This is a genomic window from Thermogemmatispora sp. (assembly GCF_019683635.1).
GTDB lineage: Bacteria > Chloroflexota > Ktedonobacteria > Ktedonobacterales > Ktedonobacteraceae > Thermogemmatispora.
Map to the genome: position 1 here is coordinate 14,652 of NZ_JADGIA010000012.1, position 20,364 is coordinate 35,015.

At 60.0% G+C, this 20,364-nt stretch carries 16 protein-coding genes; 3 read left to right on the forward strand and 13 right to left on the reverse strand.

The features are described 5' to 3' along the window. Positions 1–32 precede the first annotated feature (32 nt). Together IRZ31_RS02785 and IRZ31_RS02790 are read left to right on the forward strand one after the other, a co-directional pair. Complete coding sequence (locus tag IRZ31_RS02785) at positions 33–671, forward strand: hypothetical protein (RefSeq protein ID WP_297149297.1); 639 nt, start codon at positions 33–35, stop codon at positions 669–671. Positions 672–783: 112 nt separating this feature from the next. After that, positions 784–1,455 (forward strand): phosphoribosylanthranilate isomerase, encoded by a 672-nt coding sequence (locus IRZ31_RS02790; protein ID WP_297149299.1) that lies wholly within the window; start codon positions 784–786, stop codon positions 1,453–1,455. A 98-nt stretch (positions 1,456–1,553) separates the two neighbouring features. Here the strand turns inward: IRZ31_RS02790 and IRZ31_RS02795 are convergent, their stop codons facing one another. From IRZ31_RS02795 to IRZ31_RS02825, 7 genes are all read right to left on the reverse strand, one after another. Further along, entirely contained in the window at positions 1,554–1,982 is a 429-nt protein-coding gene (locus tag IRZ31_RS02795) for a M67 family metallopeptidase (RefSeq protein WP_297149301.1), read from the reverse strand. Continuing rightward, positions 1,976–2,911 carry a cysteine synthase family protein gene (locus tag IRZ31_RS02800; RefSeq protein ID WP_297149303.1) on the reverse strand — a complete coding sequence of 312 codons (936 nt, stop codon included), beginning with the start codon at positions 2,909–2,911 and terminating at the stop codon, positions 1,976–1,978. The genes IRZ31_RS02795 and IRZ31_RS02800 overlap by 7 nt, the downstream gene beginning before the upstream one ends. 11 nt (positions 2,912–2,922) lie before the next feature. After that, positions 2,923–3,201, reverse strand: a complete 279-nt coding sequence (locus IRZ31_RS02805) for a MoaD/ThiS family protein (protein WP_112428156.1) — start codon at positions 3,199–3,201, stop codon at positions 2,923–2,925. Between the two features lie 271 nt (positions 3,202–3,472). Further along, positions 3,473–4,651 (reverse strand): molybdopterin-synthase adenylyltransferase MoeB, encoded by a 1,179-nt coding sequence (gene moeB, locus IRZ31_RS02810; protein WP_363325629.1) that lies wholly within the window; start codon positions 4,649–4,651, stop codon positions 3,473–3,475. 300 nt (positions 4,652–4,951) lie between these two features. Next, entirely contained in the window at positions 4,952–7,300 is a 2,349-nt protein-coding gene (locus IRZ31_RS02815; protein ID WP_297149306.1) for a xanthine dehydrogenase family protein molybdopterin-binding subunit, read from the reverse strand. A 630-nt stretch (positions 7,301–7,930) separates the two neighbouring features. Beyond that, positions 7,931–9,025: a right-handed parallel beta-helix repeat-containing protein gene (locus IRZ31_RS02820; protein ID WP_297149316.1), complete on the reverse strand. Its 1,095-nt coding sequence runs from the start codon at positions 9,023–9,025 to the stop codon at positions 7,931–7,933. A gap of 411 nt (positions 9,026–9,436) precedes the next feature. After that, a complete protein-coding gene (locus IRZ31_RS02825; RefSeq protein ID WP_297149318.1) occupies positions 9,437–10,741 on the reverse strand; it encodes an O-acetylhomoserine aminocarboxypropyltransferase in 1,305 nt (434 codons plus the stop codon). Between the two features lie 374 nt (positions 10,742–11,115). On the opposite strand from IRZ31_RS02825, the gene IRZ31_RS02830 reads away from it, so the two are divergent. Continuing rightward, positions 11,116–11,640 carry a CoA-binding protein gene (locus IRZ31_RS02830; RefSeq protein WP_363325630.1) on the forward strand — a complete coding sequence of 175 codons (525 nt, stop codon included), beginning with the start codon at positions 11,116–11,118 and terminating at the stop codon, positions 11,638–11,640. Positions 11,641–11,800: 160 nt separating this feature from the next. Here IRZ31_RS02830 and IRZ31_RS02835 read toward each other — a convergent pair whose 3' ends face one another. The 6 genes from IRZ31_RS02835 to IRZ31_RS02860 all read right to left on the reverse strand — a co-directional run bounded on the left by IRZ31_RS02835 (position 11,801) and on the right by IRZ31_RS02860 (position 20,331). Further along, a complete protein-coding gene (locus IRZ31_RS02835) occupies positions 11,801–12,685 on the reverse strand; it encodes an LLM class flavin-dependent oxidoreductase (RefSeq protein WP_297149322.1) in 885 nt (294 codons plus the stop codon). 133 nt (positions 12,686–12,818) lie between these two features. After that, a complete protein-coding gene (locus tag IRZ31_RS02840) occupies positions 12,819–13,829 on the reverse strand; it encodes a Gfo/Idh/MocA family oxidoreductase (protein WP_297149324.1) in 1,011 nt (336 codons plus the stop codon). A 360-nt stretch (positions 13,830–14,189) separates the two neighbouring features. Continuing rightward, positions 14,190–15,005 (reverse strand): hypothetical protein, encoded by an 816-nt coding sequence (locus IRZ31_RS02845; protein ID WP_297149326.1) that lies wholly within the window; start codon positions 15,003–15,005, stop codon positions 14,190–14,192. A gap of 106 nt (positions 15,006–15,111) precedes the next feature. Beyond that, positions 15,112–16,401, reverse strand: a complete 1,290-nt coding sequence (locus IRZ31_RS02850; RefSeq protein ID WP_297149328.1) for an AMP-binding protein — start codon at positions 16,399–16,401, stop codon at positions 15,112–15,114. Positions 16,402–16,740: 339 nt separating this feature from the next. Further along, complete coding sequence (locus IRZ31_RS02855) at positions 16,741–17,748, reverse strand: FAD binding domain-containing protein (protein WP_297149329.1); 1,008 nt, start codon at positions 17,746–17,748, stop codon at positions 16,741–16,743. Continuing rightward, entirely contained in the window at positions 17,749–20,331 is a 2,583-nt protein-coding gene (locus IRZ31_RS02860) for a molybdopterin cofactor-binding domain-containing protein (protein ID WP_297149331.1), read from the reverse strand. It lies immediately after the preceding gene. Positions 20,332–20,364 lie beyond the last annotated feature (33 nt).

Genomic DNA, 20,364 nt, shown 5'->3' on the forward strand with positions numbered 1-20,364 from the left:
CAGATTACTGGTATGGTAGGGGGAGTCTTTTTATGCCACATAACCCGGAGACCGAGACACGACGAGCGAGCGCGGTGACAGCCGCGCAGGAAGGTCTGTCAGCCGAGGTGAATGAGGCCTTACAGCAACGACCTTCATCGGAGCTAGAGCGGGTGAAGATCGAGCTGGCCGAGATTCTGCGCGGGATCGCTTCTAACAATACAGATTCCCGCCACTTCTTGCTGCGCGTGGTCCAGCCTGGTCTGGCTGGGCTGATGGATGGATCGGTTTCGACGCTGGCCCCCATCTTCGCAACGGCCTTCGCTACTCACCGCCCTTTTACGGCCTTCCTGGTCGGCCTGGCTGCAGCTACTGGTGCCGGGATCAGCATGGCCTTCTCAGAGGCGCTTTCAGATGACGGCGTGCTGACTGGGCGAGGCAGCCCTATTATCCGCGGGGCTATTACGGGTCTGATGACGTTTGTGGGCGGCTCGCTCCATACGCTGCCTTTCTTGATCACCCATCTGCAGCTCGCCCTGGCTACCGCCTACCTGGTGGTCGCCGCTGAGCTGCTGGCTATTGCCGCTATCCGTCACCGCTACTTCGGGACAAAATGGCTCGTCTCTATTGTGCAGGTCATCGGTAGCGGTATCCTTGTCTTCCTGGCAGCTCTTTTCTTCGGCAATGCCTGACCAGCTCCGGGTCCAAACAAAAGAAAGGAAGAGAGTAGGGCACCCTGCTCTCACTATTGTCCTTCCTGAGGGAGAGCGCCCAGACGGATACGGATAATAAGGAGTACCAGTCATGGAAGCAGTCTCAAGGCCACGAGTGAAGATCTGTTGTATCAGCAGCAGGGAGGAAGCGCAGCTGGCGATCCGCTACGGCGCCGATGCTCTGGGCCTGGTTTCGCAGATGCCAAGCGGGCCAGGGGTCATTCCGGAGGAGTTGATTGCGGAGATCGCCGAGATCATCCCGCCACCGATCGCCTCTTTCCTGTTGACCAGCCAGCGGGATGTCGAGACGATCATCGAGCAGCAGCGCCGCTGTCGTACCAATACGCTGCAGTTGGTCGATCGCTTGCCGCCGGGAAGCCATCAGCGCCTGCGCGCGGCGCTGCCCGGTATTGCCCTGGTACAGGTGATCCATGTGCGTGGCCCAGAGGCGGTAGAGGAAGCTCTGGAGGTTGCCCCTTTTGTGCATGCGTTGCTGCTCGATTCAGGTCGGCCCGATCTGCCGGTCAAGGTCCTGGGCGGCACCGGCCAGGTGCACGACTGGACGATTAGCCGGCGCATTCGCGAGGCTGTTCCTATTCCGGTCTTTCTGGCGGGCGGCCTCAGCGCCGAGAACGTCCGGGCTGCTATTGAGGAGGTTGCCCCCTTCGGCCTCGATCTCTGCAGCTCAGTGCGCACCGAAGGCCGCCTTGATCCTCGCAAGCTAGAGCGCTTTTTCGCTCAGGTTGGGCGTCTCTCGCTTTAGCCGGCATCAGGCAGCGAGTGGGCACGACAGCGGGAGAGTGGAGCGGGGAACCACCAAGACAGAGCCAGCCGTCCGCTCCCTCCCTCCATTCACCAGCCTCAATCGATTAGCTCCAGTTTGCCCTCACTGACACTCCCATCTGCTTTGATGGAGAAGACGCGTGCGTAAGGTGGCTCAGGATGGTATTGCAATGAAAAGATAATGTAGTAGAGGCCGTTGCGCCTGGCCCACTCGATATCACGAGCTGAGGGATAGGCCTCGCTACGTGGGTGAGAATGGTAGTAAGCAAACATCTCACCATCGTAGGTGTCGATGTCGTTGGCGATGCGCAGCAGGTCCTGGGGAGAAATCTCGGAGAAATCATCCGGGTGTTCAGCAGCATTGGGGGTCGGGTAGTTTTTCACCACCCGACCATCCTTGCTCGCCAGCAGACCGCAGGCTTCATTAGGATAGCCGGCGGTGACATGCGCCACCATCTCCGAATACATTGTACGAGGGATACGCACAACAAAGGCTTCTGCTACCATAAGAGTTTATTCTCCAGCTCATCCTCCAGCGCGCTCAGGTCGCGCGTCCACAGATCTTCACTGAGATATTTCCAGCCACCGTCTGCGAGGATGACCACGATCTTCCCCCGCTCCATACTGGAAGCGACGCGCAGGGCCGCATGCAGGGCAGCGCCGCAGGAAGGGCCGGCGAAGATGCCCTCCTGGTCCTTGAGCTGGCGCGTGCGCCGGATGGCGTCGATGCCCGAGACCAGGATACGCGCGTCGAGAAGAGACAGGTCCAGCACAGGCGGCACAAAGCCGTCTTCCAGGCTGCGCAGTCCCTGAACACTGTCGCCTTGCATCGGTTCGGCAGCGACGACGCGGATGGCCGGGTTGTGCTCCTTGAGGCGACGCGCGTTGCCGGTGAGGGTTCCCCCGGTGCCCAGGCCGGCCACGAAGACATCGAGGTCAGGGAGATCATTGATGATCTCCACGGCGGTGCCGTAGTAGTGGGCGTCAGGATTGGCCGAGTTGCCGTACTGATAGAGCATTACGTAGCGCTCATCTTTGCGTGCCAGCTCCTGCGCCAGGCGCACGGCGCCATTGCTTCCTTGAGCCCCGTCCGAGAAGATGATGTCCGCGCCATAGAGTTCCAGCAACTGACGACGCTCGCGCGTCACATTATCGGGCATCACCGCAACGAACTTATACCCTTTGACTCGCGCAATCATCGCCAGCGCAATGCCAGTATTGCCACTCGTCGGCTCCAGCAGGATCGAGCCTGGCGCTAGTTTGCCACTAGCCTCAGCCTCCTCGATCATGCGCTTGGCGATGCGGTCCTTAATGCTGCCAGAGGGATTGACCCCTTCCAGCTTGGCGAAGATCTGCACCCCGGGTCGTGGGCTGAAGCTTTTCAGCTCTACCAGCGGCGTATTGCCAATGGTCTCCAGTATGCTGCTATAGCGCATGATGGCATTCCCTACTCCTGGCCTCCGCCAGCCATTGCGGGCAGCAGAATCACCGTGTCGTTGGGACCTACTGCTGTCTGCAGGCCCTGGAGGTAGCGCACGTCTTGATCGTTGACATAGACGTTGACAAAGCGGCTTAACTCTTCCTCTGGCTGAATCTGCTCTTTGAGGGCAGGATACTGCCGATAGAGGTCCGCCAGTACTTCCGCTAGTGTGTTACCTTGGGCGCTGACTTGCTTGGCACCCCCCGCTGCTGCGCGCAGCACTGGGGCAAGACGCACTGTCGCCATAGTTTTCTTCCTACTCCTCTTTTATTGCTACAACTTCGACCACACACCGCTCGCTCAGTCAGTCAGCTGAGCAATCGCGACTGCCTGGCGGTGCTGGCGAGGGCGAGCCGGTCCACCTCGCAGCGCGCTCGTCTGCGCCAGCACCGGCCTGTTCCTATCATGGCAGGATCGGTTCAAGATAGCCACGGTGTGGACGGACGTGATCCACCGTCCCGTCTACTGGCAGCCAATGAGCCACTCGACGTGCTGGCCGCTTCCCTACCGGCATTAATCAGGCCGAGAGGGCGCAGACGTCAGCGTAGGTTGGCAAGTTCTCAGGATGGGCATTCTCGCCGCAGGCCGGGCACTGCGGATCACGATAGAGTTTCAGCTCGCTAAACTCTCCGGCGAGGGCATCGTAGGTCAGCAGTCGCCCGATCAGCGGCTCTCCAATGCCCAACAGGAGCTTGATGGTCTCGACGGCCTGCAGCAGGCCGATCACGCCGGGCAGTACGCCAAGCACTCCAGCTTCGGCGCAGCTAGGAGCCAGGGCCGCCGGAGGTGGCTCTGGATAGAGGCAGCGATAGCACGGTCCCTCGTGTGGCTTGAAGACTGTGACCTGGCCTTCGAAGCGGAAGACACTTCCGTGCACCACCGGCTTGTTGGCAATGATCGAGGCATCGTTGAGCAGGTAGCGCGTCGGGAAGTTGTCGGTGCCGTCGATGATGACATCGTAGTCGGCGATGATGCGCGCCACGTTGGTCTCATCGAGGCGGTCAACGTAGGTGATGACCTTGACATCAGGGTTGAGCGCCTCAATGGTCTCACGCGCTGACTCGGCCTTGTATTTGCCAATACGACTGACGTTATGCAGGATCTGACGCTGGAGATTGCTCTCATCGACGACGTCCGAGTCGATGACGCCGATGGTACCAACCCCCGCCGCTGCCAGATAATAGGCCGCTGGCGAGCCAAGACCACCTGCACCCAGCAACAGGACGCGCGAGTCGAGCAGCTTTAGCTGCCCCGCTTCACCGACCTCGGGGATGAGCAGGTGGCGGCTGTAGCGCTTGCGCTGCGCCTCTCCCAGCGTGCGCGGCTGCGCTACCTCATAGCCACGGGCGCGCCATTGGCCAAAGCCGCCCGCCATTGAGATGACGTTTTGGTAGCCCATCTGCTTGAGGGTGGCTCCCGCCATGAGCGAGCGCACACCGCCAGCGCAGTAGAGCACCACCGGCTTTGTCTTATCAGGTACCGCCTCTTCAATCTGTAGCTCTAGATAGCCACGCGGCACGTGCAGCGCACCGGGAATGTAGCCCTCGTTCCACTCGTGTTTCTCACGCACGTCAACCAGAACCAGGTCCTGCGCTCCCTCCCCCTTGCGCTTGAGAGCCTCATGAACCTGGTCGGGCGTCCACTCCGGCACTAGCTCGCGGGCGCGCCGCATGATTTCCCTGGACGCTTCGCCCATCGCTCTACACCTTTCGATTGTTGACTATGTTCATCGAGTTTGTCGCGTCGTGCTAAAGACAGACTATCACGCGCTCTTTTGATCTGTCAAGGAAGAGCTAATCAGTGAGGAGGGGTCAGCCTTTTCACGACATTCTTATTTTTAAGAACAGCCAGAGCCGGGCCTTTTATTCCTCTTACCGCCGGCAGGCACCGCCCCGGCCCTACCAGGGAGCTTCGTGCTCCCTGGCCGGGCGAAGAGCCGCCTGCCTTCGCTGGCGCACGGCAAAAGCAAGGCGTTTGCTATTCACTCTTACTTCCGTCAGGGCGTCTGGCCCTGCTGCTGGAACGCTCGCAGAACGCGCTCGGGCGTCATGGGGAGATGAGTCAGGCGCACCCCGAGAGCCGCCTTGATAGCGTTGGCGATGGCCGCGGCTACAGGAACCACTGGAGGCTCGCCTACCCCTTTGGCTCCGAAAGGACCATGCTCAGATGGGACCTCAACGAGCAGAGGGGTGATGTTTGGAACATCGGTGCTATGAGGCAGAGCATAATCCATGAGCGTGGCGGTGAGCAACTGCCCATGCTCGTCATAAACAAAGCCTTCGAACAGGGCCCAGCCGAGGCCCTGGGTGACCCCGCCGTGAATCTGGCCTTCGATCTCAGCAGGATTAATGGCGAAACCCACATCCTGGGCAGCCAGATAGTCAAGGACACGCACTTCGCCCGTTTCAGGGTCAACGGCGACACGCGCGACATGGGCCGCGTACATGGGCGAGGAAGCGAGGGCCGAGCGCCCACGGCCATAGATCGGCTGATAGCGGCTGCCAAAAGCTGTGGTGACTTGACCGATCTTCTGGAGAGAAACGGAGCGATCGGGCACACCGCGCACTACAACGCGGTCTCGCTCAATCTCCAGGTCATCAACGGCGGCCTCCAGCAGCTCAGCAGCTACCTCCAGGATTTGCTGACGGGCGTCACGCACGGCGGCCAGTACAGCAGGCCCCATCGTGTAGGTGATCTTGCTGCCACCGGTACTGCCGCTGTGAGGTACGTTGTCGGAGCTGCCGTGCTCGATCTGCACTAGCTCGGGCGAGACGCCCAGTCCTTCGGCAGCGATCAGGGTCAGTGCCGAGTCGGTACCGGTCAGATCGACGGTGCCCACGATCACCGTAAGGCGTCCATCGCGGTCGAGTCGGCAGGCTGCCGCCGCTGGCTCGGTGCCGCCTGGCCAGCCGCCGACTGCCAGGCCAATACCAACCTTCCAGCCGCTTAGCTCGGGCGGTGGAGTCAACAGCTCCCGACGCCGCGCCCACAGGGGATGCTCGCGCACCTTCTCCAGACAGTCTAGCAGCCCAATACGTGGCCAGCGGGGACGCCGACGATCCAGCGCGGGGTCTCCTTCGCGCAGGCAGTTTTTGAGACGAAACTCCAGTGGGTCCATGCCCAGCTCATCGCACAGCTCGTCGACAGTCGACTCCAGGGCGAAAGTCGCCTGGGGCGCCCCGGGAGCTCGATAGGCCCCAACACCAACTTTGTTGGTCAGTACTTCATAACAGCGGATATCGATGTTGGGACAGCGGTAGGTGCTGGCCAGAATAAAACCAGCCAGACCGGCAGCAGCTCCAGCGTAGGCTCCACTATCGAAAATGACCTCGCCCTGGAGGGCGACGAGCGTGCCATCGCGCCTGGCTCCGAGTTTGACAGCAATGATGGCCTGGGGCGCCGGATTGGCCGCTAAGAGGTCCTCGCTTCGCGTAAAAACGAGGCGCACCGGTCGCCGACTGGCGCGGGCCGCAGCGACTACGAGCGGTTCCAGCAAGGTAAATTTGCCTCCAAAGGCGCCCCCAATCGGTACTGACTCAACATGGATCTGGCGCTCGGGTAGATTGAGAGCCTCAGCAATCTCCGTACGGGTGGTAAAGAGGCCCTGGGCGCTGGCCCAGACGGTGTACTGCGCTCCATCGGGGGAGGGCATGACGGTAATCGATTGCGGCTCCAGGTAGGATTGATGCACCACGCTGGTCCGATAGCGCCGCTCAACCACTACTTCGGCCTCACGCCAGCCGGCCTCGATATCGCCTTGCCGCAGGTGGCTCCTGTCGCTGACGTTCTCAGAAAGAGGCTGGCTCTCTTGCTCGCCTTCTTCCTCTCCTCCGGACACCGCAGCGTGGGCCTCTCCGCCAGCGATCTCCCCAGCCTGCTTCTTCTCTAGCAGGCGCGTCAGGGGAGCGTCCGGCTCCATAGCCGCTAACGGATCAACAACCACCGGTAGCGGCTCATAGTCGACCTCGATCGCCGCAGCTCCATCAGCGGCGGCGGCCTCGCTCTCCGCCAGGACGAGGGCTACGGGCTGACCAGCCCAAAGCACTTCCTGGCGCGCCAGAGGCGATTTGGTACGCTGACCCGAATTATAACCCTCTAGCGGCAAGGTCTCACCCGTATAGATAGCGTGCACACCAGGCACGGCTAGTGCCTGGCTGGTATTGATATTGACAATGCGGGCATGAGCATACGGACTGAGCACGGGTCGCGCATAGAGCAGCTTGCCCGGCACTGGAATGTCGCCAGCATAGCGCGCTTGCCCGGTGACTTTGGCGGGCGCGTCTGGGCGCTGATAGGGCTTGCCTATGGCTCTGTATTCAGCCGATCTGTCAGCTGTCTGTGTCATCGGTCACTCACTCGCTCACTCAGCTCAGAGGCAGGCCAGGGAAGAGAAAACCCTAGAGACCAGCTCCGGTTTCGCCCTGCCTCCTGGATAAAAAGCAGCTACTTACCAAAAAACAGTCCTCACACAGTGTAGCACAAACTCTGCCAGCCTGTCATGGGAGCAACGAGAGAAGAGCAAGCAAGCGCAGAGGCAAGGCTTAAAGTGAAGGAGGGAGCAGAGCAGGCGGTGCACTCGTTAGGCCGGATAGCACGAGGGAAGGAAGCTATTGGGACGGAGTGCACCGCCTGTCACCGATGGAGGCAATGAGACGACAAGGCCACCAGAGAACCAGGAGGATCTTTGAGAAGTTAGCAGGGCCGCTGAGCTTGATGGGCCTTGCTTCTTCACCTTCTTCGACTGGGGCTGCTGTCTTCCTCCGGTTCTCTTGATGCCGCTTGAGGCCGCCCACCTAGCGGCAGTTCAGATGGGTTCCTGCTCTGTCTGGTGTCGCTCCCGCGGGCTATCAGGCAAGCCTCAGAAGAGCCGGGAGAGCGAGGCAAAGGGGCAAGAGAAGAGACCTGGCGGCTGCCGCAGAGGCTGGGTCTAACCGCCAGGAGATTCCAGGCACCCTTTGCCTCTATTGAGCGACGGTCAGAGCACCAAGGCCACCAGCAAATGGCTCTGAATGTCAGTGGTAGTGCCCAGGCCAAGCGAGAGATCAAGGGCGGAGCCACCGCAGGCTGTATTGCCACTCAGCTTGAGATCAGTGGCCAGCACCAGATCGATCGGGTAAATGTAGCCCGAAACAGCGGCGTGGGCAGTGGTCAGATAACCAGCGCCACAGATCGTATTGCTGACAATGCTGACGCCGCTACCCTGAACAGTAATGCCGGCCTGGTAGGACTGACCCGCCGCACCGCTAACGTTGAGAATGCGCGCATTGCTAATGGTGTTGCTGAGCAGGACAATGTGGGTGGCTGTGCGGGTCGAGACGCAGAGACCCTGGCGCGCTCCAATGCTGAGCTCGGAGATCCAGATGCCAATATCGTTATCCTGCAGGACGTTCGACTTTAGCTGCAGACCCAGCGTCAGCGGCAGACCATAGCAGGAGCCACCGACTACTGCGATCCCAGCCGCGACCCCCGGCTGGCTGCCAACATAAATATTGGCAGTAATACGGTTGCCACTGAGGGAAACATGCGCGCCGCCCACAACCTGGATGCCTGTCTGAGCCACAAAGGAAATCGGACCCAGGCCAATCAAGGTATTGTTGGTAATGATGGCGCTGTCCGACGGCCCGGCAATGATGACACCCGAGCGCAGATAGTGCGTGATGGTGTTACCTTCGATGGTGCCACAGGCGTGGCTATCATTGGCGAAATAGATGCCTACACCAACGTGGATGTTGCTCAGATGGACATCGCCAATGTCATGAATGCGCGACTGCTTGATCGTCACGTTCGCACCGACATTCAGAACACCGAAGTCCAGCGCACCATAAATATCTGCATTGACAATGGAACCGGTCACACCGCTGCTGAAAAAGACCCCAACGTCACAGCCTGTCGCGTTGACGACCCCTGTGACCGTGGTCGAGGGGTTGACCAGTGCCGCCGTCAGAGTGACTCCATGCCAGCTAAAACCCGTTGACTTACAGCTCGTATGCCAGGCGCGCGCCCCAACAAGCTGCGATAGACCCAGGCTCAACAGCGCTATCACAAGCGCCAACGGTACACATGCCGCCAAAATCAAGGAAGCTTTTCTTCGCAATGCCTTCCTCCACTTGACACCTGTAAGATGTTGCGCAGTCCCTTCCCGCTCTCACTCCAGGCGGAATAGACTGCACGATACTCCTGAAGGTACTCGGTCGAGTACCTTCTCCTATCGAAGCGTGGAAAAATATAACACGCTTTCCCATTGATGTCAATAAAGAATCTGCATTGTGATAATTTATGAATACATTGTAATGTTGAGCGATTTAAATATATAGACATAAAGAAGAGGTGATGAAGGGGAAGCAGCTCTAGCTGGAGCGTGGATAATCCAGGGGTGGGAGAGAACAGTGCCCCGGCAGACAACGCCAGTCTACGCGCTGTTTACCGGGGCCAGAGGCAAGTCTCGGCTGCCAGGTCGTCGCCGCGTCGGTTCTTGACGAGATCAGGCCACCTTCATGGCAGCATGCAGGGCGCGATCCAGGTCCCACAGGATATCTTCGATATCCTCGATGCCGATGGAGACGCGGATCATATCCGGCGTCACACCACCCGCTAGCTGATCCTCTTCAGAGAGCTGCTGATGGGTGGTGCTGGCCGGGTGAATGATCAGGCTGCGCGTGTCGCCGACGTTGGCCAGGTGGGAGAAGAGGCGGACATTGTTGATCACGGCCTTGCCGGCCTCGTAGCCGCCTTTGACGCCAAAGGTAAAGATGGCACCGGCGCCGCGCGGCAAATAGCGCCTGGCCAGTTCATAGTAAGGACTATCGGGCAAGCCTGGATAGTTAACCCAGCTGACTGCTGGATGTTCTTTGAGGAACTGAGCGACCTGAAGCGCGTTCTGGCAGTGCCGTTCCATGCGCAACGAGAGCGTCTCCAGGCCCTGCAGCAGCAGGAAGGCATTGAAGGGACTCAAGCAAGGGCCAGTGTCGCGCAGAGTCTCACAGCGGGCCTTCATGACGAAGGCGAAGTCGCCGAAGGTCTCGTAGAAGCGTACGCCATGATAGCCCGGCGATGGATCAACGATGTGCGGGAATTTGCCGTTATCCCAGGGGAATTTCCCGGATTCGACAAGGACGCCGGCGATCGAGTTACCATGACCGCCGATGAATTTGGTGGCCGAATGCACTACGATGTCGGCGCCGTGCTCGAAGGGGCGGCAGAGATAGGGTGTCGCAAAGGTGTTGTCAACGATGAGCGGCAGGCCCGCCTCGTGGGCAATCTCGGCGACAGCCTTGATATCGAGGACATCCCCCCGCGGGTTGCCGATGGTCTCTCCATAGAGAGCGCGTGTGCGCGGGGTGATGGCGCGCCGGTAGTTTTCAGGGTCGCTGCTGTCAACAAAGATGGTATTGATCCCCCAGGTGCGCAGGGTGATGTCAAACTGGGTATGTGTGCCTCCGTAAAGGCTGCTGGATGAAACCAGCTCGTCGCCGGGCCGTAGGAGCGTTAGCATGGTGACCATCTGGGCCGCCATACCCGAGGCGGTGGCGACAGCCCCGGTGCCTCCCTCCAGGGCGGCGATGCGCTCTTCGAAGGCTGCCGTGGTGGGATTCATGATGCGCGTGTAGATGTTGCCGAAGCGCTGCAAGGCAAAGAGATGGGCCGCATGATCAGTGTCATCAAAGACGAAGGAGGTCGTTTGATAAATGGGCACGGCCCTGGCCCCAGTGGTTGGATCGGGTCGCTGACCAGCATGGACCGATAGAGTGTTGAAGCCGAAGACATGATCACCGTCGATTTCTGGCATCCTCTATTCCCCTCTTCTCTCGTGTAGGCTAGGCTCCTTTTTGGCTGGTGCGCTGTGGTGGGCTCACCATCGTCAGGCAGGCAGGCCGGCCAGGAGCACAGAGATGGTCGCTTGCCGGGCCGGGCGGCTGGCTGACTATTATGTAGTATCGTATCACATGTGCTCCGGCGTTCGGCAGCCCTCACGCGGGGCGGCGCCAGGGGGAGACGGAGAATAGAGAAACGGCTGCAGTTCCTCCTCGCTCTGCAGTACAATAAAGGGCGGGGTCTTGCCTACGCTTTGCCCCGTGGCTCTCCGCGCTTCACCGCGGCGAGGTGGACAAAGACGGCCTGAGTTGCAATTGTCTTAAGAAGGATGAGGTCGAGCGTTCTATGATGCAGTATGCTCCTGATATGTACGATCGTCTGAAGCTCCTTCAGACGTATCGCCATGTGGCCATTGTCGGCATCTCGGCTGATCCCTATCGACCGAGCCATTTCGTGGCCATCTATCTGCAGGCCGAGGGCTATCATATCATTCTGGTGAATCCGCGCTACGCCGGGCAGACGATCCTCGGAAAGCGGGTCTATGCTTCGCTGACAGAGGCCAAGGAGGCCGGGGAAACGATCGAGGTGGTGGATGTCTTTCGCAAGCCCGAGGATGTTCTGCCTATTGCTGAGGAGGCAATTCGCATCGGGGCGAAGGTGCTCTGGCTCCAGCTCGGCATTCGCAACGATGAGGCCGGACGCCTGGCACAGGAGGCTGGTTTGATCTTCGTGCAGAATAAGTGTATTAAGATGGAACACGCCCGCTTCTTCGGCGGCCTGCACACCGTCGGACTGAACACGGGCGTGGTTCTTTCGCGGGCCTTACCTCGGGCTGAGGTACTGAAGCCCTCCTCTGCTGAGCTGGTGCGCTAGGCTGCGGCCCTGTCCTTCCTTGAAGGCTTGGTCTGGAGAGAGGCCGGTCCCGCCCTGCTGACGCTCGGACAGGCGGGTGGCGTTGCCCCAGGGCAGGGAGCCGGGACCAGCCTCATCGTTCCGTTCTGCGCAGTGCACTGCGTTGAACGTGCTCTTCGCCTTAGCGGAAATGTGGCAAGACGCTGCGCACAAAGCGCTCCAGTGAAGGAATGTCCAGGAAGCGGAAGATAAAGTGAGAGACACCGATTTCAATGAACTGCTCTAGTTCCCGAATGACTTCGGTGGGGCTGCCGGCGATGAAGTGCTTTTTGGGGTCGCGTACAACCAGGGCAGGGTCATCGGCAACGCTGGCGGTGCTGAGATAGGTCAGGGTGATCTCTGCAGGATTGCGCCCGAATCGCTGGCAGTGCTGGTGTAATATGCCCAGTTTGCGGCTGTATTCTTCGAGCGTGCAGGAATTGAAGTTCCAGAGGTCGGCATAGCGCGCGGTAATGGCCAGGGTGCGCTGCTCACCTCCGCCACCAATGAGGAGGGGGATCGACGGCTGCGGGACTGGCAGACAGTGCGCTGCTTCGATACGATAGTGCTTCCCGCTAAAGGTGGCTGGCCCCCCTTGCCACAAGAGCCGCATGATTTGAATCGCCTCTTCCAGCTGCTCCATCCGCTCTTTGACACTGGGGAAGTGATAGCCGTAGGAGCGATATTCATGTTCCTGCCAGCCGGCTCCAAGGCCGAGGATCAGCCGTCCACCGGACATGTGTTGCAGATTGGCGGCCATCTTAGCCAGCAGCGCCGGATTGCGGTACCCCTGGCCAAGGACCAGTGAGCCGACTTTCAGGTGGGGATAGCTTGCCGCTACATAACACATGGTCGAGAAGCATTCCATGACAGCTGCTTCTCCCCAGTCAAAATGATCTTCGACCCAGATGGTGCTGAACCCTTCTGCCGCCTGAATCAGCCGCTGATTATACTCCCATAGCTCATCTGGACCCAAGGGGGGGCGCTGCATCATTTGAAGCATCAAACCAAATTCAACACGACTCACGCTTGTTCGTCCCTTCTATTCAGAATAGACCTGAACAGGCTTGCTCTCGTCGAGAGCATCATACCACATGCCAGAGTCTCATTGTGGGCGAACCAGGCCAGGGCCGCGAGGAGGCCGGCACTCCTCACCTGTTTCAGCCAGGTGGCCACTGATAGCCAGCGGAGCGATAGATAGCCTCGATGGTGGCAAGGTTTTCTAGGGATTCCTCAAGCTGCAGCAAGGGCGGGCGCCCGGTGCGCAGGCAGCTTCCGAAATGCTCGATCTCCAGACGATAAGGATCGCTGGGCGGGAAGCGGCGCACGATAATCTGTTCGCCAACGGTGAGGGTCACAGTGGTCTCTATCTGCCCGGGTGTGAAGGGGCCATTGAGCAGAAGGGTCCCATTCTCTCCGATAATTTCAGCAAGCTGACGGGTAGGCAGTTCAAAGCTGCTGTCGATGAGAGCGAAGCGCCCTTCTCCGAAATCGAGGAAGGCCACCACGGCACGCTCGACTTCTCCGCGAGCCGGGGCATAGACACGCGCCCCGACAGCCAGTGGGGCCCGACCATAGATGGCCCGACAGAGATTGAGTGAGTAGCAGCCCACATCAACGAGCGAGCCGCCCCCAAGGGTAGTTTGCAGGCGAATGTCCTGGGAACGGCTGCGCAGGTCGAAATAGAAGGAGGAACGCACAAGCTTGACGACCCCAATGAGGCCCTCGCTGATTTGCTCCATGACCCAGAGCATTTGCGGATGGAAGCGATACATAAAGGCCTCCATGAGCAGCCGCCCCTGGGCGCGGGCCGTCTGAAGCATGCTCAGCCCCTGCTCAACGGTGAGAGCCAGCGGCTTCTCGCAGAGGACATGCTTGCCAGCCTTCAAGGCTCGCATGCTCCACTCCGCATGCATGCTATTGGGTAAGGGCACATAGACTGCCTCTACTCCTTCGTCTGCCAGCAGGCTCTCATAATCACTATAGATGCGTACGGCTGGGGGAGCAGACAGCTGCAGGCGAACACGGTCCGGTTCGCGGCTAGCAATGGCCACCAGTTGGGCATTATTGGCCGCCTGAATAGCGGGAATGACGCGCTTGAGGGCAACGCTAGCAGCGCCGAGTATCCCCCATTTCACCGGCGCTTCCGTTGAGTGTAGCTCGCTTTGCATAGGCCTCTCTTCCTGAGAGAATGCGCAGAGCGCCGTTTCCTCTCTGGTCCTGACTGAGCAGGCGGACGGACGGACGGACGGACGGAGAGACGGGCAGGTGGCTCCCACGCTGTTCATCCGACGGTCCGTAGTGGCCCGAGAGGAGGTCAAGTCTCCTTTCCCTTCCTGCCCTGCTCCAGCGAGAACGAGAAGGTAGATCAGGACATCGGCAGGTCAGGCGCAGGGACCAGGGAAGAAAGATAGGACCGGTGACCCCAGGCAGGCCACAGTTCCAGTAGCCTGGGTGCGCTGGATATGCCACCGGTCGAGCAGCGAATGCCAGGGCAGAGCGAAGAGCCTGCCGCCCTGAGCACTGCCGGGCTAAGCCTCGCTATCTCTCACCCCTACGGGTATGCTGATCAGGAGCGACTCCTCCAGCGGTTGTGTGCCGAGAGCAGCGAATGGCGCGACTGGCGCACTGCGCTGGACGACGACACGAATGCCATCTAGGAATGTATCACCGAGCCAGGCCTCGACATCACTGACCAGCTCGAACGCTTCTGTCGCAAAGCGATGGGCGCGAATCACGAGAAGAGCCTCGCGCTCCTCATGGGGCCGCAACCAGAGAGGTTGCCCGGGAACCAGGCGGCTGCCGTCCTGCGGTAGCTCGACCCAGGCTCGGAAGGCCTCCTCTCCCAGGCCGGTACTGTGGAGGTTCAGGCGCAAGCGCAGGGGCTGGGCCTTCTCTGTAGGATTCCCCAGTCGAAACGGCACTGCCCAGCGGTAGGCATCGGCAGGAGCGTTGATGACATTCAAATTGCAGCCGACGACCCAGGGCTCTGACCATCCCTCGATCTCAAGGGAGACACGCAGACAACGGTGACCGCTAGCACTCGGGAGCCATTGCCAGCTGAGGGCCTCGATATGAGAGGGATCAGCTGGTAAGGTCACAGGCCCCAATGCTGGCAGGTTCTCGTGCTTGAGGGAGCCCATGCCGAAGTAGTAGATCCGCGGCGTGGCCTTCTGCACCGTGAGCGGCTCTCCGGCCTCGTTACATAAGAGAAGACGGATCGAGACTGTCTCGCCGACACGTGGCGGGTTGGGAACGATCTCCAGCCCGTTGGCGGCGAAGCGCAATCGGCGCCAGACTTCCTCTGGTGGAAGCGTTTGCCCAAGGGACACAGCATTCCTGGTCATGGATCTCCTCCTTGCATGGCAAGCCAAAGCGCATCTTTTACAAATCGTTCTATTATACGCTCTATTCGGCTAGTGGTGCAAGCGACGCACCAGGAAAGGAACCGGGCTAGAGCGTTCGCCTGCGACGATCTTCCACGCGCTTCGCCTTTAGCTCGAAGCGCGGTAAGCTTCCCTCGGCGACGGCTTCGACAGGGATGCGCAAGCCAAAGGAGGCGCGCAGAGCCTCCTGAATCTCGCCGACCAACGAGGGAGGGCACTCGACCTGGAGCGCGATCTCATCCAGCGGTCCATTGTTGGTCACGATGATACGGTACTCGGCCACCTCGGGGAAGCGGTGTAAGACATTGGCGATGGCCGAGGGATAGATATTGACACCGCGCACAATGAGCATATCATCGATGCGCCCCAAGATTCCGCCGGGGAGCAGCAGGAAGGCGCGGCCACAGGGGCAGCTATAGCCGCCATTGCGCACCAGGTCGCCGGTACGATAGCGCAGGGCCGGGTTGCCCCAACGTCCCAGATTGGTCAGTACTAATTCACCGACTTCGCCCACCGGCACAGGCTGGCCAGAGAGAGGGTCGAGAATTTCAGCGATGAATTCGCCTTCATTGACATGCAGGCCGTGTTGCTGCTCGCAAGTAAAGCCGTAGGCACCCATTTCGGACATGCCAGCGTGGTCGTAGGCTTTGGCTCCCCAAGCCTCTTCAATGCGCTGGCGCGTGGCCGGAATCGAGGCCCCCGGTTCGCCCGCATGGATTGTAATGCGCACCTTAAGCTTCTGCAGGTCAAAGCCCTCCTGCTGGGCCACCTCCGCCAGGCGCAGGGCATAGCTCGGTGTGCACACCAGGACGGTAGCCTGGACGTCTTGCATCATTCGTAACCGCTGCAGCGAGTCCATACCGCCGCCGGGAACCACCAGGGCCCCCAGATTTTTGGCCCCTTCACAGGCCGCCCAGAAGCCGATGAAGGGTCCGAAACCAAAGGCGATGAAGATCACATCATCGCGGGTGACGCCCGCTGCTTGATAGACCGTCTTCCAGCAGTCGGCCCACCACTTCCAGCTTTCCGCCGTATCGAGGACACGCAAGGGGCGTCCGGTCGTGCCCGACGTCTGATGATAGCGCACGTACTCGCTCAGTGCGTAGGTCATGTTCTCGCCATAGAGCGGATGCCGCTCCTGGTCAGCAAGCAGTTCCTGTTTGGTCGTAAAGGGCAGAAGCGATAGATCGCGCAGCCGTGTTAGTGAGAGCGACTGGCCATTCGCCAACAATTTCCGTTCGTAAAAACTGTTGCGCGGTAAAATGCGCGTAAGCCCTAGCTGGAGCCGGGCCAATTGCCGCGCTTCGATCAGTGAACGCGAAGCACTCTCCAGCCGTGGATGATTTGATTGAGGCATGGATCACGTCCTTTCACTCCCGGCCCCGAGCTGCCCGGCGGGCGGGAAAGCACGCCATATCCCTTACTTTTCTCCTTGCGGCTTTCTCGTTCTTCTTTATTTCTTTCTCGTATCTTCCTTGCCTGTCCTGTCGCTGTGGTTTCAGCAAGCAGCTCTCTCTCGCTGGGAGGCTGGCCTGTGCCCGGGCAGGGACAGCCCGGCACGTCGAGAGAGCCAGGTGCCCGCAGATGGCAGACAAAGGACGGCCCTCTCTTTCCGACCTACCGGGCAGACGGGTGGAGCCTTCTCATGCAGTAACACGCCTGGGCAGCTGCGGAGCGCTTCAAAGTCAGCCCAAGCCTACTCAGCTCCGCTGCCCTGCTCTGCTTCTAGCAGCAGGTCGAGAGCTCGTCGAACGTAGACCGGTGTGAGCTGTTTGCGATAGGTGATTGTCAGATCCGCGTTGTCCAGTGGCCTGGCACGTTTCGCAGCCAGGGTCGCTACTTCTTGCAGCAGGGCAGGCGTTGGCTGCTGTCCTCGCAGGCGCGCCATCGCCTCTTCAGCCTCGACAGGATGAGAGGCAACAGCGCCCAGTGCAATGCGAGCATCGCCTATGCGACCATCTGGCTCACGACGCAGGGCCACGGCCACACCCAGAATGGGGAAGTCGAAGGAGCCACGTCGGCGTAGCTTGAGATAGGTACTGCGCCAGCCAAGCGCGGGTGGCAGCCAGATCTCCTGTAAGATCTCATCAGCCTCACGAGTATAAGGTCGCATGCCGTCGTCGTAGAACAGCTCCTGAATCGGTATCTCGCGCTCGCCACGCACACTGACCAGACGTACCCGCGCTTGCAGGGCCACAAGCACGGGCGCCGTATCCGCCGAGGAGATGGCCCAGCAGCGTGGACTGCCCGGAGCGACAAGGCAGATGCTACCATCGCGCTTCATGCAATAGCCGATGGAATGGCGCCAGAACTCGGTTTGATTATAATAGTTGCAACGCGTATCCAGCAAGATATTGCCGCCAATGGTGCCAGCATTGCGCAACTGAGGTGTAGAGACCGCCGCGGCTGCCAAGGCCAGAGCAGGATAGTGGGCACAAATGAGTGGATGGTTGCTGATGCTTGTCAGGGTCTCGCCTGCACCGATGCGCATGCCCATTTCTGGGGAGCCACTGATCCCCTTCAGCTCGCGCAGGTGGCGCAGCCCAATAAGGACCGCAGGCGTAAACTGGCGACGCTTCATATTAGGCAGCAAGTCAGTTCCGCCGGCCACGGGCATGGCCTGGGGTCCTTCCTCAGCCAGTAGCCGCGTTGCCTCGCCGAGTGTGCGTGGTGCCAGATAGCGAAAAGGAGGCAGGCGTAGCATTCAGGCAGTTCCTCCTTTCTGCGGAAGCTGGGAGGAGGTGGAAGCTGCCCCATGAGGAGCACTCTCTCCCTGCCTCGGATGCTGATGGTGGCCGTTCGTTGGGTCGGGCCGCTGCTCTAGATGCTCTGGAGACCAGCGAATGAGCCGCGCGGGCCATAGCTCATTCAAGACGATAGGCGTGACACGTGGTGGGGGCAGTGGACGCTCGCCAGGTTCGCTATGAGCTGCTTTGAGGGCGCGCAAAACCTTGTCTGGTGTAATAGGCACTTCATCAATACGAATGCCAACGGCGTTATAGACAGCATTGGCAATAGCCGGGATGACAGGCAGCAGCGGCCCCTGCCCGGCCTCTTTGCCCCCAAAGGGGCCTTCATCGTCAGGTTGGCCAACCAGAATCGTCTCGATCTCTGGGGTGTCGAGGGTTGTGGGGATCTTGTAATCCAGGATCGAAGGGATCTTATGCCGCCCTTTGCGAAAGATCTGCTGCTCCATGAGAGCCTCACCATAGCCCATATAGGCGCTTCCCTCGACCTGGCCTGCAACGAGCAAGGGATTAATTGCCTGGCCCACATCGTGGGCGAGCCAGAGCTTTTCAACCTTGACCTCGCCCGTTTCGATGTCAACCCCCACCAGAGCAACACAGGCCGAGTATGAGTAGGCCGGCGAAGGACCAACTCCAGCCCCCTTGAAGTCCCCATGAATGTCCTCTGGAGGCGCATAGGAGCCAGCTGCGACCAAGGCCCCATAGCGAGCTTCGGCCAGCTGCACTGCCTGCTCAAAGGAGAGGGCCACCTGCGGATCGTCAACACAGTAAATGAAGCCATCGCCGCTCTCCAGGCGGTCGGGAGGCAGGCGCAGCCGCTCAGCCGCAACGCTGTGCAGTAGCTCCTTTAGACGCCGGGCCGCTTGAATAGCGGCGTTACCCGCCATGAAGGTGACACGACTGGAGTAGGAGCCAAGGTCAACCGGGGTTAAAGTCGTATCGGCTGTCTCCAGGTGGATGCGCTCCGGCTCAACTCCCAGTTCCTCGGCCACGATATAGGCGAGCACCGAGGTCGAGCCTTGGCCAATGTCGGTGGCGCCGCAGTAGACGGTGACCCCTCCGCCACGATCGAGGCGGATCTGGACAGCGGAATGGGGCATATCATTCCAGTAGATCGGCTTGCCGGCTCCACAGATATAGGTGGAAAGAGCCAGTCCCATGCCGTGCCGAACAGGTGAAGACTGGCGCACAGCCTCAGCCTCGCGCGCCAGACGCGCAGCATGAAACTCACGCCAACCGGAGCGAGCGACGACCTGATCCAGACATTCCTCAAGGGCACAGCTCGTAATGCGCAGACCGTTGATAGTCCGACTGTAGGGTCGGACCAGATTGCGCTTGCGCAGCTCGATCGGATCGATTCCCAGATCGGCGGCGATTTTATCGAGGTGAACCTCGACAGCGAAGCGTGGCTGAGGCGTGCCGTGACCACGCTTCGGGCCACAGGGCGGTTTGTTGGTGAAAACACGCATGCCCTCGAACTTGTAGGCAGGAAGGGCGTAAGTGACCGGCTGGAGAGCGCCCGTATAGTAGGTGGTGGCTACGCCGTAAGAGCCGTAGGCTCCTCCATCCAGGAAGGAGCGAAAATGCATGGCGGTGATCGTTCCGTCGCGCTTGACTCCGGTCTTGATCCACATCTTGACAGGATGGCGCCCGCGATGGATGAGAAAAACTTCTTCACGCGTACAGGTGATTTTGACAGGCCGCCCAGTGCGACGCGCTAGCTCACAGGCACAAATCTCATGCGAGAAGGGATCGCTCTTGCCACCAAAGCCACCTCCCACGTGGGGAGCAATAACGCGCAGATGGGAGGGCGGGATGCCCAGAACCTTGCTAACTTCGCGATGGACATAGTGAGGGGTCTGTGTCGAGGACCAGAGGGTGAGCTTCCCCCCGATGGGATCATGGGGGTCCGGCTCCCAGCGTGCAAGACAGGCATGGGCCTCGATAGGAACGTGGTTGTTGCCCTCGTAGTAGAACCAGTCTTCTCGCACATAGTCGGCGGCAGCAAAGCCAGCCTCGATATCGCCAAATTCATAAGAGACGGCTTTGTGAATGTTACCGTTGCGCGTCTCCTCGTGGATCTTGATGTCAGGGTGCGCCAGAGCCTCCTCGATGCCCATAAGAACCGGCAAGACTTCGTACTCGACTTCGATCAGGCGCAAGGCTTGCTCCAGGGTATCCGGGTCCGTGGCCGCCACGGCTGCCACTGGGTCGCCAACGTAGCGCACTTTGTCAACGGCTAAGGCCGTTTCGTCCTGGCTGGAAGGCAAAATACCGTATTTGCGCGGCAGATCTTCACCCGTAATAACGGCGAGCACACCTGGCAGCTCCCGCGCTTTACGCGTATTGATAGAGATAATGCGCGCATGGGGATGTGGTGAGCGCAGAAGGCCGCCGTAGAGCATACGCGGGAGCATGATGTCATCAGCATAGATAGCCCGCCCGGTCACAGTGCTATAGGCATCAACTTTGGGCAAGGGCTTACCTACCACTTTGTAGGGACCTGCTTTGCGTGGTTGCAGGCGCCGCCATTCGTCCATAGCTTCTCCTCTCTCTTGTGTACCGGTGCTGAG